Annotated in this window: 19 protein-coding genes and 2 pseudogenes; 12 read left to right on the top strand and 9 right to left on the bottom strand. The window is 71.7% G+C overall.

Annotated elements, in window-relative coordinates:
* Positions 1–77 precede the first annotated feature (77 nt).
* Complete coding sequence (locus ABZT06_RS08880) at positions 78–962, top strand: SIS domain-containing protein (protein ID WP_355736963.1); 885 nt, start codon at positions 78–80, stop codon at positions 960–962.
* Between the two features lie 8 nt (positions 963–970).
* The gene (locus ABZT06_RS08875; RefSeq protein WP_355736960.1) at positions 971–1822 is read left to right on the top strand and encodes a class II fructose-bisphosphate aldolase; all 852 of its coding nucleotides are present in this window, start codon (positions 971–973) and stop codon (positions 1820–1822) included.
* On the opposite strand, the gene ABZT06_RS08870 is transcribed toward ABZT06_RS08875, so the two are convergent.
* Together ABZT06_RS08870 and ABZT06_RS08865 are read right to left on the bottom strand one after the other, a co-directional pair.
* Positions 1803–2564 (bottom strand): class I SAM-dependent methyltransferase, encoded by a 762-nt coding sequence (locus tag ABZT06_RS08870; protein WP_355736958.1) that lies wholly within the window; start codon positions 2562–2564, stop codon positions 1803–1805. The genes ABZT06_RS08875 and ABZT06_RS08870 overlap by 20 nt on opposite strands.
* Entirely contained in the window at positions 2557–3699 is a 1143-nt protein-coding gene (locus ABZT06_RS08865) for a methyltransferase (protein ID WP_355736955.1), read from the bottom strand. Before ABZT06_RS08865 ends, ABZT06_RS08870 begins: the two co-directional genes overlap by 8 nt.
* 68 nt (positions 3700–3767) lie before the next feature.
* Between ABZT06_RS08865 and ABZT06_RS08860 the strand changes: the two genes are divergently transcribed.
* The 4 genes and pseudogenes from ABZT06_RS08860 to ABZT06_RS08845 all read left to right on the top strand — a co-directional run bounded on the left by ABZT06_RS08860 (position 3768) and on the right by ABZT06_RS08845 (position 6858).
* Positions 3768–4409: an alpha-ketoglutarate-dependent dioxygenase AlkB gene (locus tag ABZT06_RS08860; RefSeq protein ID WP_355736952.1), complete on the top strand. Its 642-nt coding sequence runs from the start codon at positions 3768–3770 to the stop codon at positions 4407–4409.
* A 37-nt stretch (positions 4410–4446) separates the two neighbouring features.
* Positions 4447–5691: an ROK family protein gene (locus ABZT06_RS08855; protein ID WP_355736949.1), complete on the top strand. Its 1245-nt coding sequence runs from the start codon at positions 4447–4449 to the stop codon at positions 5689–5691.
* Positions 5684–6407, top strand: a pseudogene (locus ABZT06_RS08850) (NUDIX hydrolase). Before ABZT06_RS08855 ends, ABZT06_RS08850 begins: the two are co-directional and overlap by 8 nt.
* A 1-nt stretch (position 6408) precedes the next feature.
* Positions 6409–6858, top strand: a complete 450-nt coding sequence (locus tag ABZT06_RS08845; RefSeq protein WP_355736947.1) for an RpiB/LacA/LacB family sugar-phosphate isomerase — start codon at positions 6409–6411, stop codon at positions 6856–6858.
* A gap of 14 nt (positions 6859–6872) precedes the next feature.
* Here ABZT06_RS08845 and ABZT06_RS08840 read toward each other — a convergent pair whose 3' ends face one another.
* A complete protein-coding gene (locus tag ABZT06_RS08840; RefSeq protein ID WP_355736944.1) occupies positions 6873–7844 on the bottom strand; it encodes an NAD(P)-dependent oxidoreductase in 972 nt (323 codons plus the stop codon).
* Positions 7845–7954: 110 nt separating this feature from the next.
* Here ABZT06_RS08840 and ABZT06_RS08835 point away from each other — a divergent pair, with 110 nt between their 5' ends.
* Positions 7955–8482: an SMI1/KNR4 family protein gene (locus ABZT06_RS08835; RefSeq protein ID WP_355736942.1), complete on the top strand. Its 528-nt coding sequence runs from the start codon at positions 7955–7957 to the stop codon at positions 8480–8482.
* A 6-nt stretch (positions 8483–8488) separates the two neighbouring features.
* Here ABZT06_RS08835 and ABZT06_RS08830 read toward each other — a convergent pair whose 3' ends face one another.
* Genes ABZT06_RS08830 through ABZT06_RS08815 form a run of 4 tightly spaced genes read right to left on the bottom strand, consistent with a single transcriptional unit; the run spans position 8489 to position 10990 of the window.
* Positions 8489–9412: a phosphotriesterase gene (locus tag ABZT06_RS08830; RefSeq protein ID WP_355736939.1), complete on the bottom strand. Its 924-nt coding sequence runs from the start codon at positions 9410–9412 to the stop codon at positions 8489–8491.
* The gene (locus ABZT06_RS08825) at positions 9406–9990 is read right to left on the bottom strand and encodes a DUF4865 family protein (protein ID WP_355736936.1); all 585 of its coding nucleotides are present in this window, start codon (positions 9988–9990) and stop codon (positions 9406–9408) included. Before ABZT06_RS08825 ends, ABZT06_RS08830 begins: the two co-directional genes overlap by 7 nt.
* Before the next feature lie 11 nt (positions 9991–10001).
* Positions 10002–10397 (bottom strand): cupin domain-containing protein, encoded by a 396-nt coding sequence (locus tag ABZT06_RS08820; RefSeq protein ID WP_355736934.1) that lies wholly within the window; start codon positions 10395–10397, stop codon positions 10002–10004.
* Positions 10398–10411: 14 nt separating this feature from the next.
* The gene (locus ABZT06_RS08815; RefSeq protein WP_355736932.1) at positions 10412–10990 is read right to left on the bottom strand and encodes a TetR/AcrR family transcriptional regulator; all 579 of its coding nucleotides are present in this window, start codon (positions 10988–10990) and stop codon (positions 10412–10414) included.
* A 171-nt stretch (positions 10991–11161) separates the two neighbouring features.
* Here ABZT06_RS08815 and ABZT06_RS08810 point away from each other — a divergent pair, with 171 nt between their 5' ends.
* The 3 genes and pseudogenes from ABZT06_RS08810 to ABZT06_RS08800 all read left to right on the top strand — a co-directional run.
* Positions 11162–11455 (top strand): SHOCT domain-containing protein, encoded by a 294-nt coding sequence (locus ABZT06_RS08810; RefSeq protein WP_355736930.1) that lies wholly within the window; start codon positions 11162–11164, stop codon positions 11453–11455.
* Entirely contained in the window at positions 11452–12312 is an 861-nt protein-coding gene (locus ABZT06_RS08805; RefSeq protein ID WP_355736927.1) for an ABC transporter ATP-binding protein, read from the top strand. The genes ABZT06_RS08810 and ABZT06_RS08805 overlap by 4 nt, the downstream gene beginning before the upstream one ends.
* Positions 12312–14483: pseudogene (locus ABZT06_RS08800) on the top strand (ABC transporter permease); the annotation flags it as partial. The gene ABZT06_RS08805 and the pseudogene ABZT06_RS08800, both read left to right, overlap by 1 nt.
* A 29-nt stretch (positions 14484–14512) precedes the next feature.
* Here the strand turns inward: ABZT06_RS08800 and ABZT06_RS08795 are convergent.
* Positions 14513–15850, bottom strand: coding sequence for an integrase (locus ABZT06_RS08795; RefSeq protein WP_355736925.1), 1338 nt, complete (start codon positions 15848–15850; stop codon positions 14513–14515).
* 431 nt (positions 15851–16281) lie between these two features.
* Complete coding sequence (locus ABZT06_RS08790) at positions 16282–16695, bottom strand: hypothetical protein (protein WP_355736922.1); 414 nt, start codon at positions 16693–16695, stop codon at positions 16282–16284.
* A gap of 198 nt (positions 16696–16893) precedes the next feature.
* Here ABZT06_RS08790 and ABZT06_RS08785 point away from each other — a divergent pair, with 198 nt between their 5' ends.
* Positions 16894–17148: a helix-turn-helix transcriptional regulator gene (locus tag ABZT06_RS08785; protein ID WP_355736920.1), complete on the top strand. Its 255-nt coding sequence runs from the start codon at positions 16894–16896 to the stop codon at positions 17146–17148.
* A gap of 1 nt (position 17149) precedes the next feature.
* Positions 17150–17497, top strand: coding sequence for a hypothetical protein (locus ABZT06_RS08780; protein ID WP_355736917.1), 348 nt, complete (start codon positions 17150–17152; stop codon positions 17495–17497).
* Positions 17498–17569: the final 72 nt, after the last annotated feature.

The raw sequence follows: 17569 nt of genomic DNA, 5'->3' as shown, positions 1-17569 counted from the left end.
CCTGCACGCTGATGCTTGATTATGCTCGAAACCTCGCGGTATCTTGCAAGAACAAGCAAAACTACGGAGGGGTACGGATGACCCATGTCGAGGACGAGCTGACCAGCCAGCCACAGTGCTGGACCCGGGCCGCGACGGAGGCCGCACGCCACTTTGGCGTGCTTCCGGCAGCCGGGGAGCGGGTCGCGATCGTCGGATGCGGCACGTCGTACTTCATGGCGCAGGCGGTCGCGGCGCTGCGCGAAGCCGCGGGCCAGGGCGAGACGGACGCCTTCGCCGCGTCGGAGTTCCCGCACGGCCGCTCGTACGACCGTGTCGTCGCCCTCACCCGCTCCGGTACGACGACCGAAGTCCTCGACCTGCTACGGCAGTTGAAGGGCAGCACCCGCACGACGGCCCTCACCGCCGACCCCGCCACCCCCGTCATGGCAGTCGCCGACGAGGTGGTCGTCCTCGACTTCGCCGACGAACAGTCCGTGGTCCAGACGAGGTTCGCCACCACCGCCCTCACACTGTTCCGCGCCCACCTGGGCCTGCACACCGACGCCGTCGTCGCCGACGCCCGCACCGCGCTCGAGACGCCCCTGCCCGAAGGTCTCGTCGACTGCGCGCAGTTCACCTTCCTCGGCCGGGGCTGGACGGTGGGACTGGCCAACGAGGCCGGACTGAAGATGCGCGAGGCCTGCCTCGCCTGGACCGAGGCCTACCCGGCGATGGAGTACCGGCACGGCCCCATCAGCATCACCACCCACGGCACCGCCACCTGGATGCTCGGCGAGGCACCCGAGGGGCTGGCCGAACAGGTGCGGGAGACCGGCGGACTCTGGGTGCCCGGCGCCCTGGACCCGCTCGCCGAGCTGGTCCGCGTGCAGCGCCTCGCCGTCGCCGTCGCCGCGGCTCGCGGTCTCGACCCGGACCAGCCCCGCCACCTCACCCGCTCGGTGATCCTCGCCCGCCCCTAGGAGACGTCATGCCCCTGGTCACCACCGGTGAGCTCGTCTCCCGCGCCGCCACCCACCGCTCCGCCGTCGCCGCCTTCAACATCATCACCCTGGAGCACGTCGAGGCCGTCATCGCCGGCGCCGAGTCGCTGGACGCGCCCGTCGTTCTCCAAGTCAGCGAGAATGCCGTCAAGTTCCGCTACGGCCGTCTCCTCCCGCTCGCCCGCGCCGCCGTCGCCGCGGCCGAACGCGCCGCCGTACCCGTCGCGTTGCACCTCGACCACGTCCAGAGCGACGACCTGCTCCGCCAGGCGGCAGACGCCGGCTTCGGCTCCGTGATGTACGACGCGGCCCACCTGCCCTACGCCGAGAACCTCGCCGCGACCCGGGCCGCCGCCGACTGGGCGCACTCCCAGGGGCTCTGGATCGAGGCGGAGTTGGGTGAGGTGGGCGGCAAGCCGAGCAGGCCCCCGCTGGACGCCCACGCCCCCGGCGCCCGCACCGACCCGGACGAGGCCCGCGCCTTCGTCACCGACTCCGGTGTGGACGCCCTCGCCGTGGCCGTCGGCAGCGCCCACGCGATGACCGAGCGCACCGCCACCCTCGACCACGACCTCCTCAAGCGCCTCGCCACCTCCCTGGACGTCCCCCTCGTCCTGCACGGCTCCTCCGGAGTGCGCGACGAGGAACTCACCGCGGCCGTCGCGGGCGGCATCGCCAAGGTCAACGTCGGCACCGCGCTGAACATCGCCATGACCGGCGCGATCCGGGAGTTCCTCGCGGCTCACCCCGAGGCGGTGGACTCGCGCAAGTACCTGAGTGTCGGACGGGACGCCATGGCCGAGGCGGCCCGTCGGATCATCAAGCTGCTCGGGCGGTGAGGACGGGCTGGTAGAACCCGCTGGAGGCCGGATCGTGCCAGCGCACATCGACGAAACCGGCCGCGGTCACGAACTCCGTCACCTGCGCGCGTGTCAGCGCCCAGGAGGTCGTACGGCGGACGCGGACGGACCAGTCGTCCCCGCCGCCGGGCCGGAGCTGGAAGTGCTCCTGGTCGTAGCGCTCGCCGTCCTCGTGCCACTGCCACAGCTGGAAGGTGATCACCCGGCCTTCGGAGGTCCCGGACACCTGCGGAGGTGGGGCGCCGGGCCTGGTCCGGCGCAGCTCGTCGTAGTCCCGAAGCGTGAGCACCAGCAGGCCGTCGCCCCGCAGCACCCTCCGCATGCCCGCGAGCGCGGCCTGCACGTCCGGGGCCGTCAGCAGATGGGCCAGCGAGTTGTCGGCACAGACAACGACGTCGAAGACGGACGACGCGAACGGCAGCCGCCGCATGTCCGCCGCGGCCGTGGGCAGTCGGGCGCCGCGTGCCGACGCCTCCGCGCCGGCACGTGCGGCGGCGACGGGGCTGAGATCGCTGCCGACTACCCGATGTCCGGCCAGCGCCAGTCCGATCGCCTGGGTCCCGATCCCGCACGAGCAGTCCAGGACCCGGTGCGGCCCCGGCCCCAGGAGGGGGCCCAGTACCGCCGCCTGGTACGCCATGCTCGCGTCCCAGTCCGCGAACATCCGGTGGTAGTCCGGAGCCAGTGAGTCGTAGAAGTCCCGTGCCGAGGAGTCAGTCACTCGACCTTTTTACCGCTTTCAGCACCACGAACTTCGGGTCACTGGCGACCAGTTGGCTGTTCCCGAACAGCTTCCGCAGCTTCACGTGGTACCCGAGATGCCGGTTCCCGACGACCCACAGCTCGCCGCCGGCCCGCAGCGTCCTGCGCGCATCGGTGAACATCCGCCAGGCCGTCGTGTCGGTCGTCGCCTGGTGGGAGTGGAAGGGCGGGTTGTTCAGGACGAGATCGACGCTGCCCGCCGGGACCCCCGACAGACCGTCCCCGACGCGGAACTCCGCGTGCCCCGGCACGCCGTTCGCCTTGTACGTCCCCTCCGCCGAGGCCACCGCCTGGAAGGACTCGTCGACGAACAGCACCTCGGCCTCGGGGTTGGCCAGGGCCACGGCCGTACCGACGATCCCGTTGCCGCAGCCCAGGTCGACGATCCGCTGGGAGCCGCGACTGTCCGGCAGGTGCTGGAGGAAGAAACGGGTGCCGATGTCGAGCCGGTCCGCGCAGAAGACGCCCGCGTGGTTGACGACGGCCCGCCCGGAGGCGGCACCGATGCCCTCCGGGAGCGCATAGCCGTACGGCCAAGGGTTGGCGGGCCGTTCGAGCGACGGCTCGGGTGCGCAGAAGACGAGCCGGGCCTTCTTCTCGGCCAGCGAGGTGCGGGTCGGCCCGAGGATCCGCTCGAACAGCTGGAGCGTGGAGGTGTGGATCTCCTTCACCATGCCAGTGCCGACCACGACCGTGCCCTCGTGCACCGCGGGCGCCAGCCGCAGCAGCTGGTCCTCGAGCAGGGCCAGGCTCTTCGGCACGCGCACCAGCAGGACGTCCACCCGGCCGGGTGGTGGGTCCTGCGTGGTGAGCAGCCGGACGGTGCCGGGCTCGACGCCGGCGCGTTCCAGGTTGGCCCGGGTCGCCTGCTGGCTGAGGAAGGAGTCGGTGATCTGCACCGGCCGGTGCGCCGCCAGTGCCGTGACAAGGGCTCCCCAGCGGTCCCCGACCACCACGACGGTGCCGGACAGGGCCACCTCCGCGTCCGCGAGATGCCTCAGCAGATACTCGTCGGAGGCGTCCCAGGCGCGCAGCCGGTCACGCGGGTCCTCGGGGAAGCGGGTGAGGGCGAGCTCGCCCCAGGGGGTCGTCATACGGTCGTCCATCGTGCGTCCAGGCTATCGGAGTCGCAGCTCAGACCCGCTCGGGCAGGATGGAACCCATGGATGGCGAACTGTTCCCCAGACCCCGCACGGAGGTCGCGCCGGGCGCGGTGCACCTCCCGGACTGGCTGGAGCCGGAGCGGCAGCGCGAGCTGCTGGAGGCCTGCCGCGCGTGGGCCCGCCCGCCCGCCGGACTGCGCACGGTCCACACCCCGGGCGGCGGCACGATGACCGCACGCCAGGTCTGCCTGGGCTGGCACTGGTACCCGTACGCCTACGCCCGCACGGTCGTCGACGGCGACGGGGCGCCGGTGAAGCCGTTCCCCGACTGGCTGGGGGAGCTGGGCCGGGAAGCGGTCCGGGACGCACTGGACACCGAGGCCCCGGGACATGACATCGCGCTGATCAACTTCTACGACGGCGACGCCCGCATGGGCATGCACCGCGACAGCGACGAGAAGTCGGACGCACCCGTGGTCTCCCTGAGCCTCGGCGACACCTGCGTCTTCCGCTTCGGCAACCCGAAGACCCGGACCAGGCCGTACACGGACGTCGAGCTGCGCAGCGGCGACCTGTTCGTGTTCGGCGGCCCGTCGAGACTCGCGTACCACGGGGTGCCCCGGGTGTATCCGGGCACCTCCCCGCCCGAGTTGGGGCTGACGGGACGGCTGAACATCACGCTGCGGGTCAGTGGGCTCTAGGCCGAGGTGGCGTACGGATCATGGGAGACTCGCGTTCATGAGCGGCAAGGCGGACCCCCGGCCGGCGGGGGAAGGGACCACCTCGAGGGCGCGGCTGGACCGGGGGCGCGGTGTGCTCGGGCCCGCGCTGGAGCTCGTGCACACCGGGCGAGCGCCCACCCGGGCGGTGCTCACCGCCGAACTCGGGGTGACCCGGGCGACGGCGGGCGCGGTCGCCGCCGAACTGGAGGCGCTCGGGCTGATCCGCGTCGACGCCCGGCCCACCGCGGCCACCGGTTCGCAGGGCAGGCCCTCGCACCGGCTCGCGGTCGCCGAGGAGGGGCCGGTAGTGCTGGCCGCGCAGGTGCACGCCGACGGCTTCCGGGCCGCGCTGGTCGGTCTGGGCGGCCGTATCGTCGCCACCGCTCCCGGCTGCGAGACCGTCGACGCCGATCCGGCGAAGGTCCTCGGCTCCGTCGTGGAGGCGGGCGCCGACCTGCTGCGCACGACCGGCCGACGCTGCGTGGGCGCCGGACTCGCCGTGCCGTCGGCGGTCGCCGAACCCGACGGGCTCGCCCTCAACCCCCTGCACCTCGCGTGGCCCGCGGGCGCGCCCGTCCGCCGTATCTTCGACGAGTGCGTGCGCGCCGCCGGCATCACCGGACCGGCCTTCGCGGGCAACGACGTCAACCTGGCCGCGCTCGCCGAGCACCGGCACGGCGCGGGCCGCGGCGCCCGGGACCTGCTGTGTGTGGCGACCGGACACCGGGGCGTGGGCGGGGCGCTGGTGCTCGACGGGCGTCTGCACACCGGGAGTTCGGGCCTGGCCCTGGAAGTCGGCCATCTCACCGTGAACCCCGAGGGGCGCCCCTGCTACTGCGGCAGCCGGGGCTGCCTGGACGTCGAGGCCGACCCGCTGGCCCTGCTCACGGCCGCCGGACTCGACCCCGGCCCCGAACAGTCCCTGCTCCAGCAGGCCGACGACCTCGTCCGCGACCACTACGACGACCCCGCCGTCCGTACGGCAGCCGAGTCGCTGATCGACCGCCTGGGCCTGGGCCTCGCCGGTCTGGTCAACATCCTCAACCCGGACCGGATCATCCTCGGCGGCCTCCACCGCACCCTGCTCGACGCCGACCCGGGGCGCCTGCGCGCGGTCGTCTCCGACCGCAGCCTGTGGGGGCAGAGCGGCGGCGTCCCCATCCTGGCCTGCACCCTGGACCACAACAGCCTTGTGGGAGCGGCGGAGTTGGCGTGGCAGCCGGTGCTGGACGATCCGCTGGGGGCACTGAGCCGTGGCTGAACTGCTGGAGGCCGAGGGGCTGCGCCTGGTCGAGGTGGCGCCCCCCCGTGGTCCCGGCCGAGACGCGGGCGGCCATGGACCGCGAGTGGGACACGGCTGTCCTGGCCAACCCGGCTCTCTTCGACGGCCCGGTGGCGCTCTGCGCGGGACTCTCCCGGCAGGCCCCGGACGACCTGCTCGTCTCCTGGTCCCGCGGCACCTATCGCAACTTCGCCCTGCGTCGCGTTCCGGGCGCCAGGGTCCTGCGGTCCCTGTTCGTGAGCGTGGTGCAGCCGACCGAGGACGGACGGGTGCTCGTGGGCCGTATGTCCTCGTCCACCGCCGCGCCCGGCCGCTGGCAGTTCCCCGGCGGATCGGTGGAACCACCCACCGGCGACGAGCCGCTCGACGAGCACGCACTGCGCCGCCACGCGGCGGTGGAGCCGGCCGAGGAGACGGGCCTCGACGTCCCGGCCGGCCACCTCGTCCGCTGTCTGGTCACCCGCGGCGAGGACGGACAGGTCGGTGTCCACTACCTGGCGCCCCCGCTGTCCGCGCCCGTGCTCCAGGAGCGTTTCGAGGCACTCGTGGCCGCCGGGACGGCACGGGGACGCGCCCCCGAGTTCGACCGGCTCGCCCTCGTCGGCTCACCGGCCGAACTGCCGGACCTCGCCGGTCCGCACGTCGCCTACCTGGAACCCGTCGTCCGGTGGGCGAACCGCCGAGTAGGCTCGTGACATGCGGATCTCCGTCTCCTCGGACATGGACGAACCAGTCGCTCGCACCCTCCTCGACGAGCTGCGCGCGCGGGGCCACGAAGTGGTCGCGTACGGCGCCCTGAGCCCCGGCGCCGACCCGCAGTGGGCCGCCTGCTCCGAGGCCGCGGCCCGTGAGGTGGCCGCGGGCACGGCCGACCAGGCCGTCGTGTGCTGCTGGACCGGCACCGGAGCCTCCATCGCCGCCAACAAGGTCCCCGGTGTACGGGCCGCCCTGTGCACGGACGCCTACACCGCGGACGGCGCCCGCCGCTGGAACGACGCCAACGTCCTGGCGCTCAGCCTCCGCCTCACCTCCGAGCCGCTCCTCAAGGAGATCCTCGACGCCTGGTTCACCGCGGAGGCGAGCGAGGACGCCGAGGACCGGGAGAACGTGGCCCGGGTGGGACGCCTGGACGCCGGCCGGGCCTAGCAGCGCGCGTCCGGTCAGGCGCTGAGCGCGCCCGCCACCTTCAGCTCCTCGTGGTCGACCAGCCAGCGCACCGACTCCAGTACGGCGGTCTCCGGTTCGTAGCGCGGGGCGTAGCCGAGGAGGGTCCTGGCCTTCTCGATGGTGAGGCACTGGCTGCGGTGAAGGTGCTCCCAGCTCGCCTCGGCGTGTTCCGGGGCCGTGGTCCTGCGGAACTGTTCCCAGGTCACCGGCTCCAGCGTCACGGTCCGACCGAACCAGCCGGCAGCGATACGGGCGTACCCGCGGACGTTCAGCGCGGTCGGGGCCACGACGTTGAAGTCCTCTCCCGCCGCCGCGTCCCGGTGCTCGATCGCCCGCTCGAAGGCCTGCGCCACGTCGTCCGCGTGCACATGGTGCATCAGCTCGACACCGCTGCCGGGGATCCCCAGCGGCTGTCCCGCCGAGAGCGTGTACCAGACAGCGGGGTCGAGGCTTCCCAGCGGACCGATCGGGTGCCAGCCGGGGCCGACGATGTGCCCGGGGTGCAAGGACGTGGTCACCAGGCCCCCGGCAGCGGTCTCCTCCTTCAGCATCCGGGCGATCCGGTCCTTCTGGATGCCGTACTCCCCGACGGGCGGGGTGCCCGTCGTCTCGGAGATCGGCAGCTTGTCGGCGGGGCCGTGGCGCCACACGCTGCCGCAGTGCACCAGGTGCCCGACCTCGCCGCGCAGCCCCGCGACCAGCGCGGTGGCCGAGTCCAGGGTGAAACAGACCAGGTCGACGACGACGTCCGCGCCCAGCCCGGCCACCCGGCCACCGAAGGTCCCCTCCCTGTCCTCCTGCTCCCGGTCGGCGACGACCTGGCGGACCTGCTCCCACTCGGGAGCCTCGGTGTAGGCCGTGCGCGTGCCACGGCTGACATTGACCACTTCGTGGCCGGCCCGCACCAGGCGGGGGACGAGGAAGGTGCCGATGTGGCCGCTTCCGCCGATGACGACGACTCGCATAGGTTTCCCATCAGTGTCGGGCAGGTCAGTGTCAGCCAGGAGTATCCGACGGCACCGTCACACTCCACAGGCGCAGGGCCGTTGTCAGTGGCGGCGACTAGCCTGCGGGCATGATCGACACGACCGAGGGCGACCGCGCCTTCCCGCCCGCCCTGGCCGCCGTGGCCCGCGTGGAGTTCGACTACGACGACGGCGAGGGCGTCGACTTCGAGCCGTACGACGCCTTCGACTCCGCCGAGGAGACCACCGACTGGCTGCGTCACTGGACCGGCAATCACGAACTGGACGGCGACGCCTACCTGGTCTTCGGACAGGACGGCACCGGTGGCCTCGCCGCCCTGTGGCGTGTGCGGCCGGGGCGGCCCCTCGTCGAGCAGCCCGTGGTGTTCCTGGGCTCGGAGGGCGAGCGCGGTGTGGTGGCGGCGAGCCTGTCCGACTTCCTGTGGGTACTGGCCGACGGCCTGGGCCCGATGGAGATCGTGGAGCACGAGCGGTACGACGCCCACCCGGACCCGGCGCTCACCGAACTCGCCGAGCGCCATGCGACCACCCCGCGCCGCGCCACCCGCGACCTCGTCGAGGCCGCCCGGTCCGAGTTCCCGACGTTCTCCGAGGACATCGACGCCCTGTGCCGGTGAGCGGCGTCAAGGTCCGCGCCACTCCACGGCCAGGGCTCGACCAGGATTGTCGACGAAGATGCCGCGCACTATCTCCTCGCCCAGCTCGACCGTGAGCCGCGGGCGCACCCGGCGCAGGAGATAGGGCATCCCGGGGCCCCCGTCGACCGACCGCGCGGCCGCGGTGGTGGTGTCGCCGCCGAGGAGCAGACGGTCTGCGTGGCCCGCCTCGGCGAGGGCCCGTACGGCGTCCGGCATGCGCCAGTCCGTGGCGTGGTTGGCGCGCGACGGCCCGTCGAAGGCGAGGTAGCAGCCCGACGCCGCGGCCTGGCGGTGCACGGTGAAGTCGGGGGAGCGGTTGAGGTGGCCGAGGATCACCCGCTGCGGCGGCACCCCCAACTCCCCGCACAGCAGATCCAGTACGTCCAGTGCACCGGTCCCCAGCTCCAGATGGACGGCGATCGGCGCCTCCGTCACACGATGGGCCTCGGCCGCCGCGGACATGGTCCAGCGGGCGTGCGCGTCCAGCGCGTGGAAACCGCCCGCCACCTTGATCAGCCCCGCGCGGACCCCCGAGGTCCCGATGCCTTCGGTCAGTTCGGCCACGAAAACGTCGGCCAGCCTGCCGCGCAGCCCGGCGAGCGTGGCGTCGTCGTAGTGGACGGCCTGGTGCAGCCCGGTCGCGGCGACGATCCGCACCCCGGTCTCCCGCGACAGCGGCGGCAGATCGGCGGCCCGCCGCCCCAGCCCGTACGGCGTCCACTGCACCACGGCGCCACCGCCCTGCGCGGCGAACGCCGCCAGCTCGGCCCGCGCCGCGGACAGGCTCCGCAGTTCCTGGCCGGGCAGCCGCGGGCTGCCGAAGAACAGATGGTCGTGTGCGTCGCACACCCCGAGCCGCTCGGCGGGGACGTCACCGGCCACCGTTCGGACCGCGCTCGCCGTCACCACTGCCGTCCCCGCGGCAGCCGCCCCCGCTCCGGCGCCGACACGTGCAGCACCTCGAACACCTCGCCGTCCGCCTTGGGCGCCCCGTGCGTCCAGAGCGAGAAGTGGACGAGCTCCCAGCCGGCGGTGTCCACGGCGGCCGCCGCGCACACCGCGCCGTCCTCCCCGGCCAGCCGCTCCGTCTCACCCACCGCGTCCGCCATCACCTCGGCCAACTCCACGCCCTCCGCCACCGGTTGGCGCCGTCGCACGGCCCACCGGGCGGGAGAACCGGCGGCGCCGCCCTCCTCGTACGACAGACCCGTCCACTGCCGCACCGACGGCCGCCCGAAGTCGTTGCTGAGCCCCTGGAAGGCGCCTCCCCACAGGAAGGTGTTCATGCCCGCCACGGTGTTCCAGAGGTAGAAGGGGGCGTACTGGTTGACGGGCGAGCCGTTCACCCCGCGCTCGCGCATCAGGTACGTCTTGAAGCCGAGCCCGTCCCAGTCGTCCAGCAGATGCCCGATCCGGGCCACGCGGGCGCGGACGACGTCCATGTCGTAGTCGGACGGCAGGGTGAGCTCGTACTGCATCGCGTGCATCCGCTGCCTCCTCAGGCGGGGTGGTCCTCGGGGGCGACATGCGCGTCCCAGTCCGTCGTCGTGCCGTCCTCAGCGGCCTCGACGACCGCGAGATGGGTCATGAAGGTGCGCGGCCCGGCCCCGTGCCAGTGCCACTCGCCCGGCTCGATCCACACCGTGTCGCCCGCGCGGATCGGCTCGACTGCACCGCCCCGGCGCTGGACCAGCCCCTCGCCCTCCAGGACATGCAGCACCTGGCCGTGCGGATGGCGGTGCCACGCGGTGTGCGCCCCGGGGGCGAAGTGGACGTTGAACATCCGCAGCCGGGACGGGGCCGGTGGCGCGGCGACCTCGTCGAGCCACACCGTCCCGGTGAAGTTCTGCGCCGCTCCCTGGCGGGTCTCGGGGCGCTGTCGGATGATCTGCACGAGAATGAACTCCCTTACTTCGTCTGGGGCTTGAGCAGAGACAGCAGACCTCGCACACCCGTGTCGAACGCGGCGGGCGAGCCGGAGGCGCGGGCGAGGACATAGCCGCCCTGGACCGTCGCGAGCACCGTCGCCGCGATCTCCTCGCCGTCCAGCGAGGCCGCGAACTCGCCCTGTTCCTTGCCCTCTTCGACGATCCCGGCGATGCGTTCACGGATCCAGTCGATCGTCTCGTCGACCGGTGCGCGCAGTTCGTCGCTGGCGATGACGTCGGGGTCCATGGTGAGCCGGCCGATCGGGCACCCTCGCAACACGTCCCGCTCGCGCCGCAGATACGCCTCGATGCGCTCGTACGGCGTGCCGGGCCCGTCGAGTACGTCCTCCGCGGTGCCGCGCAGCTCCTCGGCGGTCCGCCGGATCGCGGCCAGGGCGAGATCGGGCTTGCCCTTGAAGTGGTGGTACATGCTGCCCTGTCCGGCCCCCGCGCGCTCCAGGATGGCCTTGGGGCTGGTGCCCACATAGCCGCGCTCCCACAGCAGCTCACGGGTGGACTCGATCAGTCGGTCGGAGGTGCTCATGCGCTCACTGTACATACTAGTAGTTACAGAAGTCGAGGCCCTTGGGAGCAGGCAGATCAGGCCCGCGTACTCCCCAGGAGGTACGCGCACTGCCGCTGGCCGTACGACGACCCGGACCGCTCCCCGGAGCCAGTCTCGAAGCATCACCGAACGACACCTTCAGGAACTCCAGGGAGATGAACCGACATGCAGACTCTCGCGAACTGGGACGGCGGCCCGGGCCCATGGATCCTCTTCTTCCCGTTGATCTGGGCGGCCGTCGTGCTCGGCGTCGTCACCGTCCTGCGCCGCACCGCCCGGCACGGCCGCCGCGGACCGTGGCGCGCCATGGCGGACGCCGGCCCCTCGGGCGACTCGCCGATCGCCATGCTGGGCCGCCGCTTCGCCTCCGGCGAGATCGACGAGGACGAGTACTGGCGTCGGCTGTCCGTCCTGGACGAGCAGTTCGGCCGTACGACGGGCAAGGGCGGTGCGGCATGACCGCCCCGACCACCGCGACTGTTTCGGCGCAGACGCTGCCGGCCGCCCGCGTGGTCAGCGCCGTGAAGGTGTACGGCAGCGGCGACACCGGCGTGCGGGCCCTGGACGGGGTGAGCGTCGACTTCCCGGCCGGCCGCTTCACCGCGATCATGGGGCCCTCGGGCTCCGGCAAGTCCACCCTCATGCACTGCGCGGCCGGCCTCGACACGCTCACCGAGGGCGCCTCCTACATCGGCGACACCGAGCTCGGCTCCCTCGACGACCGCCGTCTGGCCCTTCTGCGCCGCGATCGCGTCGGCTTCGTCTTCCAGGCGTTCAACCTGGTGCCGACACTGACGGTCGAGGAGAACATCCGGCTGCCCCTGGACCTCGCGGGCGGCGGGGGCGACCCGGAGTGGATCGACGCGCTGATCGACGTCGTCGGTCTGCGCGACCGGCTCCGTCACCGGCCCGCCGAACTCTCCGGCGGGCAGCAGCAACGCGTCGCCGTGGCCCGGGCGTTCGCCGGACGGCCCGACGTCGTCTTCGCCGACGAGCCCACCGGGAACCTGGACTCCCGCTCCGGCGCGGAGGTCCTCGGCCTCCTCGGCAGGACCGTGCGCCAGACCGGCCGTACGGTCGTCATGGTCACCCACGACCCGGTCGCCGCCGCCCACGCCGACGAGGTCGTCTTCCTCGCCGACGGACGCCTGGTGGACCGTATGGAAGCCCCGACCGCCGAGAGGGTCCTGGACCGCATGAAGGCCTTCGAGGACCCGGCGCGGACAGAGGTGCCTTCCACGACAGAGGTGTCCTCGCGGACGCAGGCCCTCCAGGGGCCCGGGACTCCCTCGCGCACCCGGACGGAGCGGCCCTGATGAACGCCTCCCTCCGCCTGAGCGCGTCCTCCCTGCGCGCCCACAGGCGCCGCTTCGCCGGAACCTTCCTCGCCGTGTTCCTCGGCGTCGCCTTCCTCGCCGGAACGCTCGTCATGGGTGACACCCTCCGCGCCGGCTTCGACACCATGTTCGGCAACGCGACCAGCGGCACCGACGCGGTGGTCCGCAGCGCCGAGGCCATCACCACGCCGGGGGAGAGCGAGGGGGTGCGCCAGCCCGTCGCCACCGACCTGGTCGGGACCGTCGAGCAGGTCCCCGGCGTCGCGGCCGCCGCCCCCGACATCCAGGGAGCCGGGCAGCTCGTCGGCGCGAACGGCAAGCCCATCGGCGGCCAGGGCCCGCCCACCCTCGCCGGCAACTGGATCGACGACCCGGAGCTCAACCCGTATCAACTCGCCGAGGGCCGCGCCCCGCAGAAGACCGGCGAGGTCGTCGTCAACCGCGGCACCGCCGAAAAGGGCGACCTGAAGATCGGCGACACGACGATCCTCCGTACGCCCGACCCCGTCGAGGTGACCATCGTCGGCCTCGCGACCTTCGGCGGCGAGGACGGCATGGCCCAGGTGACCTTCACCGGCATGACCCGGGCCGACGCCGAGAAGTACCTCACGGCCAGGCCCGGCGAGGCGTCGACCATCCAGGTGCGGGCAGGTCCGGGCGTCAGCCAGCGGGAACTCGTCGAGCGGCTGACTCGCGTACTGCCCAGGGGTGTTGAGGCGATCACCGGTCAGGAGTCGACCGAGGAGAACACCGACATGATCTCCAGCCGGTTCCTGGCCGTCTTCACCACCTTCCTGCTGGTGTTCTCGGGCGTGGCGCTCCTGGTCGCCACCTTCTCCATCCACAACACCTTCGCGATCGTCGTCGCCCAACGCACCCGCGAGAACGCCCTGTTGCGGGCCCTCGGCGCCTCCCGTCGCCAGGTCACCACGGCGGCCCTGACCGAGGCGAGCGTCGTGGCCGTGACCGCCTCCGCCGCGGGCCTCGCGGGCGGCATCGGGATCGCCGCCGGCCTCCAGGCGCTGTTCCCGGCGATCGGGTTCCCCTTCCCCGAGGGCGATTTGGTGATCAGCGTGCTGTCGATGCTGCTGCCGCTCGCGGTCGGCGTCGCGGTCTGTCTGGGCTCCGCGCTGCTGCCCGCCGTACGCGCCGGACGCACCGCACCTCTGGCCGCACTGCGCGAGACGGTCGTCGACGAGTCGGGCACCTCCCGCGTCCGTGCCGCCACCGGGGCCGGCCTGGCCGCGCTCGCCGTGGCCGTCACCCTCACCGGCGTCCTGGTGTCACCGTCCATCTCGCTCGCGGGAGCCGGCGCGGTCCTGGCCCTCGCCGCGTTCGTGGCCCTCGGCCCGGTCGCCTCCACGGCGGCCGTACGTGTGCTCGGCGGCCCCCTCGGCCGGCTCCGCGGTGTCACCGGGTCCCTCGCCCGGCGCAACGCACTGCGCAGCCCCAGGCGTACGGCCGCCACCGCGAGCGCACTGATGATCGGCGTGGCCGTGGTCTCGCTGTTCACGGTGTTCGGGGCGTCCCTGAAGGCCACCATGGACCAGACCGTGTCCCGGTCCTTCGCGGGCGATGTCGCCGTCAGCACCCCGTCGTTCGGCGCGGGCGGCAGCGGCCTCAGCCCCCGGCTCGCCGGAGCCGTCCAGCACCTGCCCGAGGTGGACACGGCCGTGGGTCTCGGACGCGGTGTCGCCGAAGTCGACGGCAAAGGGCGGGCGTTGACCGTCACGGACCCGCTCGCCCTGCAGCGCACCTTCGACCTCGGTACGGTGCGGGGCTCCCTGAGCGACCTCGGCACCGACGGCATCGCCATCACCGAGAAGGAAGCCGAGAAGCAGGGCCTCACGACCGGAGACAAGGCCCGACTCACCTTCACCGACGGAGAGAACGACACCTTCACGGTCCGCGCGGTCTACGGCCAGTCCGAGCTGGCGGGAGATTACGTCATCACCCGCGCTGCCTGGGCCCCGCACCGCACGCAGGACTCCGACACGCTGGTCGCGGTCTCCTTCAGGGACGGCGTGAGCACCGGCGCGGGCAAGGCGGCGGTGGAGAAGGTGGCGGCGCGCTACGGCCATCCCGAGGTGCAGACCCGCGACGAGTACGCGCAGTCCTCGGCGGGCGGCATCGACATGATGCTCACGCTCTAACCAGCCCGAGCCGCTGACCAGGGACTTCAGTCCCTCTTTGGCCTATCTGGGAGATTACTGGGAAACGGCGGGGACCACCAGACACCCATCTCCCAGAACCTTTCCCACCGCGCCTGCAGACTGTCCACTACCGCCTGCTCCATCAAAGGCGTGACGTTCGAGTAGAGCCCCTCCACACCGGCGACCTCATGGCCCATGCGCGCCTCGATCACCGTCCGGGAATGCTCGTTCTTCTCGTCCAGCCACTCCCGGTGCCCGTGCCGCACCAGATAGAACCGCTTGCCCGCCATCTGAGGCACCGCAAGGATCGCCGGCCGCACCAGATCCTTCCGCCCGCTACGAGCCGGCGCCCCGTCCCGCATCGGCACCCAGTAGCTGTCGTACCAGTTCCTCGGCATCTCCCCGCCCTGGATCCCCGGGAACACCCACTCGCTGTCGTGCGACGCCAGCAGCGCCACGAGCAGCTCATGCAGGAACGGGGGAATCACCAGCGTGCGATGCGAGTCGTACTTCGGATCCACCAGAGTCCGCACCCCGTCGACGTACTGCTGCTGCCACTGGACGCGGATCGCCGGCATCTTGTCCGGCCCGTAGCGCTCGGAGGCGTGCTCGCGGCGCCCGGGATCCGGATCGGACGCCGGCCACGTCGGGGACGCGAACTCCCGCCGCAGACCCCACAGCTCGCCGGGCGGACGCATCCCGGTGAACGCCGTCGTCCACACGCACACCCACCCGGGGAAACCCCAGATGGCGTAGGCGTTGAAGGCCAGATGGTGGAGGACTTCCATCTCCATCGGCCGCTTGATCTCCCGCGGCTTCTTCGTGTACTTGCCGCGCCGGCCGTGCTTGACGACAGGCGACTCCGAGCGGAGCTTGTACTTCACGACGGCGTCGGTCATCAGCAGGTTGAACAGGCTCAGCAGCTGGTCGACGTAGTGGTGGGAGATCTCACCTGCTGCGGCGGCCTTCTTGAGGCCCTTCTTCCAGGCGTCATGCTCCCAGGCCGTGATGTCGCCGACCGGCCGCTCACCCCAGTACGGGATGATCCGCGCACGCAGCCGCGACTTGTACCGGCCCATCGACATGGGGCGCAGATCCTGCGCCTCCCACCACATCCAGCAGTAGTCCCGCATCAGCGTCTTCGCGTTGGCGCGGGGGATGTTGGTGCCGTGCCGGACCTCGTGTTCACGGTCCAGGCCGTACTTGCGGGCCTCTTCCTCGTCCTCGAACGGAACCCCGGGCTCGGGGCCGCTCGCGGACTCGTACTTCTTGCGGCGGGTGGTCCTGCCCTCGGCGTCGAGCTGGTACTCGCCGCCCCACCACTTCACGCGGATGTTGCCGCCGCGTACCTCCACGTAAGGCATGAGCTCCCCTTGGGCGGGCGTTGGTCGCGGTAGTCCGGCAGGTACCCCTACCGCCAGGACTCCGCGGCCTCTTGCTCAGGTGCCGAGCCAGCAGCCCCGGCATCCCTTGCAGTCTCCTCCTGCACGCTTCACGATCTCTCGCATCGAGCGCTGTGCTTCCACGCTCGTCTCGATCTCGGTAGGCGCCGCACAGATCATTCTCCCATTGGCCGGGCCTGCCCAGCCTTCGAACTCCGGGCCTGCGTCAACTATGGACAGAGTGCTCCGCATTCCTGGTCCCCCTTTCGGGTGCTTCGGGGAACCCCCAAGGTGCGTCTCCGACTCTGCCACGTCAGGCGCCGGTTGGGACCTTCTGGGACCAAAGTGGCGGGGGAAAATGGGCAACGAAGGCGTGAAAGAGAAAGGTTGTACGTCTTTCGGCTGATCTTTTCCTAGATGACGCCCCGTTTATGGAGCTCCTCCAGTACGAGCTGGTTGAGGTCCAGGATCTGGTCGGCCGTCAGGTCACCCTTGAATCCGATCGCGGCACTGTTGACGGAGTCGCCGACGTGACGCTTCAGGTCTTCCTTGGGGATGACGGCGATTGCGCTGTCGTCGGCGGCCGGAGAAGCCTCGACGACGACAGGGTCGTCCCCTTTGAGGATGCGGCGGCAGCTGCTGGGGGCCCACCGGAGGGCGCGCTCGATGCTCGTGTATGAGGTGGCCCTGACGCTATGGGCTGCCTCGACGCGCTTCCAGGTGTCTTTGCTCATGGATGCGAGCTTGGCGGCGGGCTCGATGCCCAGGCCGAGTTCTAGGCGGCGCTCCTGTACGAGCGTCGCCAGGCGTTCGAGGTCGGTACCCATGGGTCACATCCTGCCAGGACCGGCTAGGACCAGCTAGGACTGAGGCCGCTCAGTCCGGAACGCGACCACATGATTGCGCAAAGTGATCGCACGCACGTCCGACCGTGAGGCTCTGGCCATAGCATGACGCCGCGAAGTTGCGCTAAAAGCCGCTAGAAGCGGCTAGACATGGCCGCTAACTCCCGCTAGGTTCGAGGCATGGAACAACCCCCTCCCACCTACCAGGTGAAAGGGGCGGAAATCCGCGAGCTCCGCATGCAGGCAGGGCTGAGCACTGACGAGCTGGCCCAGAGAGCGCAGATCAGCAGGCGCTACCTCAACCACCTCGAAAACGGATACCGCACCCGCATGAGACCAGGTCCCTACCAGCGGCTCCGCACAGAACTCGGCCTGCCGGCCGGCTCCACCCGAATCCTCCAGCCACCCCCGCAGAACCCCCCTGAGAAGAGGTGACATGTCCCCCCGAAAGCCCGCCCCCACCCCGCAGGGCTACTACCGGGTCGAAACGGCTGTCGTGAAGCTCGGTCTCGCCGAGGACGAGAACGACACCACCGGCCGCCGTTGGCTCCGCGATGGAGCCAACCGCAAGAAGAACGACCCGCGCGGCAAGCCCTTCCCCCACAGCCGCCTCAACGGCCTGCTCGTCTTCAGCGACGCCGACCTCGCCGAGATCTACGCCATGCACCGCAACGCCCCGACCCGCCGAGGCCGTCCGGCCGGCAGCCGCGTTGTCGGCCGCACGGTCATCACGCCGCAGGACGAAGCCGATTCGCCGGAACGGGAACTCCAGCAGGTCGCCTGACCCGCGCCGCCGCCTAGACGGCAAAGGCCCCACCCGCCGGATCGCACTCCAGCAGCCGGGGCCCGCGACCCG

It is taken from the genome of Streptomyces sp. NPDC005483, from assembly GCF_040606035.1.
Taxonomy (GTDB): Bacteria; Actinomycetota; Actinomycetes; order Streptomycetales; family Streptomycetaceae; genus Streptomyces.
This window is presented reverse-complemented; position numbering and strand designations above follow the sequence as displayed.

Excerpts from the sequence above, each read along its gene's own strand:
- ABZT06_RS08880 (WP_355736963.1), top strand. The coding sequence starts at position 78 with ATGACCCATGTCGAGGACGAGCTGACCAGCCAGCCACAGTGCTGGACC.
- ABZT06_RS08875 (WP_355736960.1), top strand. The coding sequence starts at position 971 with ATGCCCCTGGTCACCACCGGTGAGCTCGTCTCCCGCGCCGCCACCCAC.
- ABZT06_RS08865 (WP_355736955.1), bottom strand. The coding sequence starts at position 3,699 with ATGACGACCCCCTGGGGCGAGCTCGCCCTCACCCGCTTCCCCGAGGAC.
- ABZT06_RS08860 (WP_355736952.1), top strand. The coding sequence starts at position 3,768 with ATGGATGGCGAACTGTTCCCCAGACCCCGCACGGAGGTCGCGCCGGGC.
- ABZT06_RS08855 (WP_355736949.1), top strand. The coding sequence starts at position 4,447 with ATGAGCGGCAAGGCGGACCCCCGGCCGGCGGGGGAAGGGACCACCTCG.
- ABZT06_RS08845 (WP_355736947.1), top strand. The coding sequence starts at position 6,409 with ATGCGGATCTCCGTCTCCTCGGACATGGACGAACCAGTCGCTCGCACC.
- ABZT06_RS08840 (WP_355736944.1), bottom strand. The coding sequence starts at position 7,844 with ATGCGAGTCGTCGTCATCGGCGGAAGCGGCCACATCGGCACCTTCCTC.
- ABZT06_RS08835 (WP_355736942.1), top strand. The coding sequence starts at position 7,955 with ATGATCGACACGACCGAGGGCGACCGCGCCTTCCCGCCCGCCCTGGCC.
- ABZT06_RS08825 (WP_355736936.1), bottom strand. The coding sequence starts at position 9,990 with ATGCACGCGATGCAGTACGAGCTCACCCTGCCGTCCGACTACGACATG.
- ABZT06_RS08815 (WP_355736932.1), bottom strand. The coding sequence starts at position 10,990 with ATGTACAGTGAGCGCATGAGCACCTCCGACCGACTGATCGAGTCCACC.
- ABZT06_RS08810 (WP_355736930.1), top strand. The coding sequence starts at position 11,162 with ATGCAGACTCTCGCGAACTGGGACGGCGGCCCGGGCCCATGGATCCTC.
- ABZT06_RS08805 (WP_355736927.1), top strand. The coding sequence starts at position 11,452 with ATGACCGCCCCGACCACCGCGACTGTTTCGGCGCAGACGCTGCCGGCC.
- ABZT06_RS08795 (WP_355736925.1), bottom strand. The coding sequence starts at position 15,850 with ATGCCTTACGTGGAGGTACGCGGCGGCAACATCCGCGTGAAGTGGTGG.
- ABZT06_RS08790 (WP_355736922.1), bottom strand. The coding sequence starts at position 16,695 with ATGGGTACCGACCTCGAACGCCTGGCGACGCTCGTACAGGAGCGCCGC.
- ABZT06_RS08785 (WP_355736920.1), top strand. The coding sequence starts at position 16,894 with ATGGAACAACCCCCTCCCACCTACCAGGTGAAAGGGGCGGAAATCCGC.
- ABZT06_RS08780 (WP_355736917.1), top strand. The coding sequence starts at position 17,150 with ATGTCCCCCCGAAAGCCCGCCCCCACCCCGCAGGGCTACTACCGGGTC.